The organism is Nostoc cf. edaphicum LEGE 07299, assembly GCF_015207245.1.
Classification (GTDB): domain Bacteria; phylum Cyanobacteriota; class Cyanobacteriia; order Cyanobacteriales; family Nostocaceae; genus Nostoc; species Nostoc edaphicum_B.
Window position 1 is genome coordinate 1 of record NZ_JADEXF010000147.1, and the last position, 7,411, is coordinate 7,411.

Annotated in this window: 8 protein-coding genes; 5 read left to right on the forward strand and 3 right to left on the reverse strand. The window is 41.1% G+C overall.

What is annotated here, in order from left to right:
* The first annotated feature begins 159 nt into the window (after window positions 1-159).
* On the forward strand, window positions 160-495 hold the full coding sequence (locus tag IQ229_RS06385) for a hypothetical protein (RefSeq protein ID WP_194042267.1): 336 nt from the start codon (window positions 160-162) through the stop codon (window positions 493-495).
* Between the two features lie 690 nt (window positions 496-1,185).
* Here the strand turns inward: IQ229_RS06385 and IQ229_RS06395 are convergent.
* Window positions 1,186-1,392 carry a hypothetical protein gene (locus IQ229_RS06395; protein WP_194042269.1) on the reverse strand — a complete coding sequence of 69 codons (207 nt, stop codon included), beginning with the start codon at window positions 1,390-1,392 and terminating at the stop codon, window positions 1,186-1,188.
* Between the two features lie 245 nt (window positions 1,393-1,637).
* A complete protein-coding gene (locus IQ229_RS24435; protein WP_265582952.1) occupies window positions 1,638-1,772 on the reverse strand; it encodes a hypothetical protein in 135 nt (44 codons plus the stop codon).
* A 54-nt stretch (window positions 1,773-1,826) separates the two neighbouring features.
* Here IQ229_RS24435 and IQ229_RS06400 point away from each other — a divergent pair, with 54 nt between their 5' ends.
* The 4 genes from IQ229_RS06400 to IQ229_RS06415 all read left to right on the forward strand — a co-directional run bounded on the left by IQ229_RS06400 (window position 1,827) and on the right by IQ229_RS06415 (window position 6,604).
* Window positions 1,827-3,143 carry a hypothetical protein gene (locus tag IQ229_RS06400; RefSeq protein WP_194042271.1) on the forward strand — a complete coding sequence of 439 codons (1,317 nt, stop codon included), beginning with the start codon at window positions 1,827-1,829 and terminating at the stop codon, window positions 3,141-3,143.
* A gap of 380 nt (window positions 3,144-3,523) precedes the next feature.
* On the forward strand, window positions 3,524-3,718 hold the full coding sequence (locus tag IQ229_RS06405; RefSeq protein WP_194042273.1) for a heavy-metal-associated domain-containing protein: 195 nt from the start codon (window positions 3,524-3,526) through the stop codon (window positions 3,716-3,718).
* A gap of 86 nt (window positions 3,719-3,804) precedes the next feature.
* Window positions 3,805-6,060: a heavy metal translocating P-type ATPase gene (locus IQ229_RS06410; protein WP_194042275.1), complete on the forward strand. Its 2,256-nt coding sequence runs from the start codon at window positions 3,805-3,807 to the stop codon at window positions 6,058-6,060.
* A 22-nt stretch (window positions 6,061-6,082) separates the two neighbouring features.
* Window positions 6,083-6,604, forward strand: coding sequence for a cupredoxin domain-containing protein (locus tag IQ229_RS06415; protein ID WP_162398295.1), 522 nt, complete (start codon window positions 6,083-6,085; stop codon window positions 6,602-6,604).
* Between the two features lie 250 nt (window positions 6,605-6,854).
* On the opposite strand, the gene IQ229_RS06420 is transcribed toward IQ229_RS06415, so the two are convergent.
* Complete coding sequence (locus IQ229_RS06420; protein WP_162398296.1) at window positions 6,855-7,106, reverse strand: thioredoxin family protein; 252 nt, start codon at window positions 7,104-7,106, stop codon at window positions 6,855-6,857.
* Window positions 7,107-7,411: the final 305 nt, after the last annotated feature.

The window sequence follows — 7,411 nt, forward strand, 5'->3', positions numbered from 1 at the left end:
ATTTATAAACCTCATAGCTAGGCTATAACCTAAGATATGTTCCTCACAAAATCTCTTCTAAATATATTCTCAAACTCTCTCCAGAGAAAGAACTCTTTATACCCTTGATTTTTTAAGCTGTTGTTAGTCGAGTTCCATATTTTAATAACTGAAAGCGCCATGAGTGATAAAAATCAAGAAAATCAAATTAATCAACCAGTAAGCGAAGATCGGGATTCTCGTGAAAAGCCAGACGTGAACGAAAGAAACCTAACCGCGAATCCAGGAGATAAAATTTCTGATAAGCCTCAATCAGTTGAAGAGAAGGCTAAACAGGCAGCTGTTGATCATGTACCAGATATTACAGGCGACACAATCACAGTCCCGACTTACTTCGTTGTGGATGAACCTGACGGTGAAAAGAAGGCACTCCACCACGTTAAAGATGCTGAAGAAATTTCCGACGTAATTCGGGAAGCACGAGTTGACGAAAATGGAAATCGAGTTTGGTGGTAGTTGTTTATTGAAGACGCAGGGATACGGGGAAGTTATTAAATACTCTCTCCGTTTCTTTGTGTCTGCCGCTGAGTTTATCTTCTTTACGGTTGCACAAATTTCTCGTTTGGATAAGCTTTGGCAAATGTCTGCACAGACTTGAGATTGCGAACCGGAAATCCCTTCATCGCTGGAAAAGCTTTCTGCAAGTCATGTGTGTTCCAATCGGGTAATTTTGCCGATTAAGAATATCTTGAAATCATGGTTTCCATGCTCAAAGGTTGCGGCAAGAACCAAAATTTATACTTTATCAGAAGCCGAGCGCAATAATTTAGGTAACTTAATTTTGTCAGTATTTACACAAAAGCGAGTGCCAAAACTTCAATGTATTTTCATGGAAAATATTTTTTTGCGCCCAAAAATTAAAGGTTCTAAGAAGTCGTCACTTGTACCTTTGACATCAGAGTGTATAGCTTGAATAATGTTCTTACGTAAAAATCCATACTTATATAAGACTTATATTTGATTTTTGCTAAATAGACTATTGAGCAAAACCCGATTGGCTTGCTCTCAGTTCGCTTGGCTTTTCAAAATCAAATGTGATTGTTATATAAACTGGTATTAATAGGGTTGCATTATGCATTTCTCGAATTCAAAAACCAGCTTAAAAAGTCGTCAAAAAAACAAGAAAATAGGTACATTTATTTTGACTCATAGCAACATTGTACTGCTCACTGGATATTTAATCACTCTACCAATTTGTACATTAATAATTTTATCCTTATTCAGTGCTAGCTTATTCGCTTCCATTGAAAACTCGTACCACTCTACATCAATCCCTTGGATAGATAATTCATCTGAATGCGAAGATACTGGCAGAAATTGGAGCGATCGCAAGTGTTGGGATAATGAACACAATCCCCTGTTTTGAATGGAGATTGGAAAAAGCGTAGGTATAGCCCATCGTAGATATCGCTCTCATCTATGCCACTGAGTAACTTTCTATCTAGCTGATTGCAAAATAATCATCGTTGCTATGCGTTTATTGCATTAATACGGATTTACTATAGCTTCACAGATGCCATTCTAAATGAGGGAATAAAGATGGATACCCCTGGCGTTGACCAGGGGCTTTTTATTTAGCATAAACGTCAGCACCAGACTCAATCGCGCCACAACGTCACCATCTCTGCCTTAACCTGCACATCAATATGACCTGTGGATACCCCTTTTTTAGGGTAAAAAAATACTATAAAATAGCGATCGCACCCTTGGAGCTTTTGTAAAAAGCCACGCATTGTTTTTATTTCGAGCTTAGTTGGGGAATACTAAACTAAGTACTGAATCTATATATGACCTTTTTACACAAAATTACTAAAAAATTTTCCCGTAATAACTCTCAAAATGTTTCTGGGATAAATCCATCTGTAATCAGCCAACAACCTACAGGGCTGAAGCAACCAGCAAAACCATCACAACCAAAAACTCTAGCTGAATTAGAACAGGAAATAGCAGCACAGGGGCAGGTTAGCAGTATATCCCATCAAAAAAGACCTAGCAAAGCCAACAAAGGTATAGGTACTAAGTTGATATGGATAGCAATACTTATCGGTATTCCCGTAGGTATGGTTTGGCTGGCGAATCTGCCTTACCCAATAATTCGCCGAAGTGTGGTGCAAAAAGCGCCTTTTTTACTACTACCCAGTTACATGAGCATGGAACAGCACTATCGACAGGCGTTGGCATCAATTGAGCAAGCTGAATACTTGATTGAAAAACCCACTAGTGCAGCAGATTTAGCATTGGGTGAACAGCAACTGCAACAGACAAAAACACATTTGGATAACTTGCCAATTGGGTTAGTTAACGATTGGCCGGAATACAAATATTGGTGGTATGACTGGCGGTTCAGCGTTTACGGTCTGAATGCAGCGCGTCGTCAAGTAGGGCAACTAGAAGCCAAGGTTTTTCAGGAAAAAAACGCTCAAACCTTGCTCACTGATAATAGTCAAGCATTATTGAACGCAAAACAGCAGTATCAAATTGCTACAACAGTAACCGATAAAAAGTCGGCGATCGCAGCTTGGCGTTCAGCATTGGATAAGTTAGAAGAGATTCCCGGACAAACCTTAGCCGGAAAAACTGCTCAAAATCAACTAGATGCCTACAAACGTGATTTTAAAGAAGTTGTGGGATTAGCGGCGGGAAATGAACGCGTCAGTACTTTAATTACCGCAGCGCAACAATTTTCTTGGCAAGCTGCAAAAGCTGGTCAAAATCCACCACACACAGTTACCGAATGGGAACAAATAGAAAATTTATGGTCAGAAGCGATTAATCGGTTAAAACAGATTTCTTCTGAAGATTTGGTAGGTTATGCAGAAGCACAAAAGTTATTAGCAACTTATGAGACTAATTTGGGTCAAGTCAAAGTAAGACGTCAAGCTGAGGCAGATTCTGTACAGGCTTTGGCAACAGCACAACGAGAAATAGAAAGCTTAATGGCTTCAATTCCCACTGACCCCAAAAATTTGGATCGTAATCGTGTAATTAGTCAGTTACACAGTATTATTAACCAATTAGAAAAGGTAGAAAAAGGTACAACTGTTTATTTAAAAGCTCAAGAGTTATTGCTATCGGCAAATAATAAATTCAAGCAACTCCAGTGAGATTTCTCAACTGTCAACAACTAATACCAATTCTCTGTGAAGCTGCACATTAGACAATGAGATGAACTTTTAAGCACTTAAATAACAGTAGAATTTTTCATTTTATCAGCACGTTGGTAAGAAAATAATCAATATTGAATCGCTAGAACCCTTGATTTTTCATGGCATTTAGGGAATGAAACAGCCCTGCCCCAAACCAAAGTTGTAAAGAAATTTGAAATTTAGCGAAAAACTTTTAAAAATCTCTAGACTCTCCAGCCGGCTAGAGAGTCTAGGATGAATTCAAGGCGACTCTCTTTCCAGTTATTTCTGATGTGTGAGGGATACGTCTCAGTCATCCAGCTCGATCTGGCTAAGTTGTTCATTTATCCCGTAAATCTATGACTCTCCAACTCACAGTTCCCAACATGGCTTGTTCTGCTTGTGCAAGCACCATTACCAAAACACTTCAGGCAGTCGATGCCAATGCTAACGTTCAGGCCGATCCAACAACCAAGCTTGTCAGCGTAGAAACTCAAGCATCAGAAACAGCAATTAAGGAAGCGTTAGCTGCTGCGGGTTATCCAGTTGCTTAATTTTTAGCAAGAAAGGCAGGAGTCGAAACACTCCCTCCTGCCTTCTTCACGCTCCTCTCACACCAATCACAGCGGTTCATCTAGTTATGGATACTCTCACACTCAAACTTCGAGGCATGAGTTGTGCCGCTTGCGCCAACAACATCGAAAAGGCAATTCGCTCTGTTTCTGGAGTAATTGACTGCAACGTTAACTTTGGAGCAGAGCAAGCTACGATCAAGTACGATCGCTCTCTAGCCAATTTAGAGAAAATCCAAGGTGCGATCGCTGCTGCGGGATACTCTTCCTACTCACTCCAGGAAGAATTGCTCTCCGAAGAAGATGATGCAGAGAAAGCGAGTAGGCAAGCATTACAACGCCAACTCTCCCTCAAGGTAGCGGTGGGAGGTGTAATCAGCATTTTCCTACTTTTGGGGTCGTTGCCGATGATGACTGGGCTGAACTTACCTTTAATTCCCAGTTTCTTGCAAAATTCTTGGGTGCAGTTAGTGCTGACAACCCCTGTCGTGTTCTGGTGTGGTGGATCTTTTTACCGCAATGGCTGGAAATCTCTCAAACGCCATACGGCAACTATGGACACGCTGATTGCTTTGGGTACAAGTGCAGCGTATCTATATTCTTTGTTTGTCACCCTTTTCCCGAAATTTTTTATTGCTCAAGGCTTGATACCTCATATTTATTATGAAGTTGCCGCCATTGTCATCACCTTAATTTTGCTAGGGCGGTTATTGGAAAATCGCGCTAGGGGACAAACTTCTGAAGCTATCCGCAAACTCATCGGACTGCAAGCTAGAGATGCCAGAGTTATCCGTGATGGTGTGGAAATTGATGTTCCCATCGCCGAAGTCAAAATCAACGATGTGATTTTAGTGCGTCCTGGTGAAAAGATTCCCCTAGATGGCGAAGTGATTGCAGGTGCTTCGACAGTAGATGAAGCGATGGTGACTGGTGAAAGTTTGCCAGTTAAAAAGCAGCCAGGAGATGAGGTGATTGGGGCCACGATTAACGGTGCGGGTGCATTTCAGTTTCGGGTGACACGAATCGGAAATGATACATTTTTGGCTCAAATTGTCAAACTAGTGCAACAAGCCCAAGGTTCTAAAGCACCTATTCAGCGCTTGGCAGATCGAGTTACAGGATGGTTTGTACCAGCTGTAATTGCCGTTGCGATCGCCACTTTCGTCATTTGGTTTAATTTCACTGGCAACCTCACTCTAGCCACAATGACAACGGTGGGTGTACTGATTATCGCTTGTCCTTGTGCTTTGGGTTTAGCTACTCCCACTTCTGTAATGGTGGGGACGGGCAAAGGTGCAGAAAATGGCATCTTGATTAAAGGTGCTGACAGCTTAGAACTAGCACACAAAATTCAAACCATCGTCCTAGATAAAACTGGCACTTTGACTCAAGGGAAACCGACGGTTACAGACTTTGTAACTGTCAACGGCACAGCTAATAGTAACGAGTTAAAACTTTTGCAATTGGCAGCGTCTGTAGAACGAAATTCAGAACATCCATTAGCTGAAGCCGTGGTTAGGTATGCCCAATCTCAGCAAGTGGAACTGACAGAGGCTAAACAATTTGAAGCGATCGCTGGGAGTGGTGTCCAAGGCATTGTTTCAGACCACTTAGTACAAATTGGTACTCAACGTTGGATGGAAGAATTAAATATCGACACCCACAATCTCCAAGAGCGTAAAGCTTCTTTGGAAGCTGCTGGTAAGACAGCTATTTTAATTGCTGTGGATGGGCAAATTCAAGGTTTGATGGGAATTGCTGATGCACTCAAACCCTCTTCAGTAGCAGTTGTGAGAACGCTACAAAAGTTAGATTTAGAGGTAGTTATGCTAACGGGAGATAATCGCAAAACGGCAGAAGCGATCGCCAGTGAAGTTGGGATCACACGAGTATTTGCAGAAGTTAGACCCGACCAAAAAGCGTCTCAAATACAGGCATTGCAAGCAGAGGGGAAAATTGTCGCAATGGTGGGTGATGGCATCAATGATGCGCCAGCACTGGCTCAAGCCAACGTGGGGATTGCAATTGGTACAGGAACAGATGTGGCGATCGCTGCCAGCGATATCACCCTGATCTCTGGAGACTTGCAAGGTATTGTTACCGCAATTCAATTGAGCCGTGCCACTATTCGCAATATCCGCCAAAATCTCTTCTTTGCCTTTATTTACAACGTTGCTGGAATTCCCATTGCTGCTGGAGTTTTGTTTCCGATCTTTGGTTGGCTACTCAACCCGATTATTGCGGGTGGGGCGATGGCTTTTAGTTCTGTTTCTGTTGTTACGAATGCCTTACGCTTGCGTAACTTTCACCCCAAAAGTATCTAATAATTATGGAGGAATTTAGCAAATGTTCAATAAAAGTAAGATTTTGGGGAGCATTGCTGGGCTAGGACTTCTATTTGGTACAGCATCAAATGTAGCAACAGCACAAATGTCAACCGAAATGCCAAAACATTCATCAGAACAAACCAGTCAATTTCGCCGCATTGAGCAACCACTACCATTAAAAGTCGGTGTTACTTTGGGCGGTTTAGGATTAATTGGATTGGAACTGTGGTGGTTTTTATTCAGTAAAAACAAAGCTATCAAAGCTAATCTGGGTCAAGGGATACAGGAGCTAACTATTAATGTAGACGGAGGCTATGAACCTGATCGTGTCATTGTAAAATCTGGTCAACCTGTACGGCTAAATTTCTTTCGCCGCGACCCCAGTAGCTGTTTAGAGAAAGTTTTACTACCTGATTTTCATATTGCTCAAGATTTAGCTCTTAACCATGTCACTCCCATTGAATTTACACCTCCTAAACCAGGTCAATATCAATTTACCTGTGGAATGAACATGTTTCGTGGTGTAGTGGAAGTCCAGTAGTAAGGTAACAATAAACATTTAATAATTCTCTCTTGGAACATAGGAAATGTTATGTAGTTCTGATTATTCATAGTATCAAAATATCTGCCTTTTTAGAAGCATCAAAACCATTCATAAAACAGATTTAGGTTTATCATCTGATGTGCCTTTCAGTTGCATAATTAGGGCGGGCGAAACGCCCACCCCGCGATAACTTAGTTTTTTGCAAATTGAAGGTCTTGGAGCTTATTTACCTTCTGTTTCAACTATTTTAACTCAGGGGCTGGCCTACACCAGCAGCTTGGAGTTGCTCTCGACTGGGTTTACCAGTCACAACCAGTTTTCCATTGATTGCGATCGCTGGTACTGCATTTATTCCATACTGCTGGGCTTTCTCCTGTTCTTGTCGCAAGTTATAAACCGATACTTCACAGTCAGGACAAGTCAGTTCTTGCACCATTTGCACTGTCTCATCACAAAGAGGACAGTCAGCTGTAAAAATCTCAATTTGACGTTTTGTCATGATGTCTACCAAAAATTTTTTCTACTCATTCATTCTGAATCCTCTAGCCGGCTATAGAGTCAACCCCATAGGTAAATATTATTTTCCAAATAACCTCAATCAAAATTATTTGGACATATCATCTCCTCAAATTTGCAACCCTGGCTCATCAAGTTTTAAGCTAATATTTTTGCCCACAAGTATTGTAACTAAGTAAGAATACATCCGTCAGAATCCAGGAGCCAGAATGATTAAAGAATAAGCAGAAATATTTGATAAATCAATTTACTAATTTACTAAATACCTTTAAATTCTGACTTCTGACT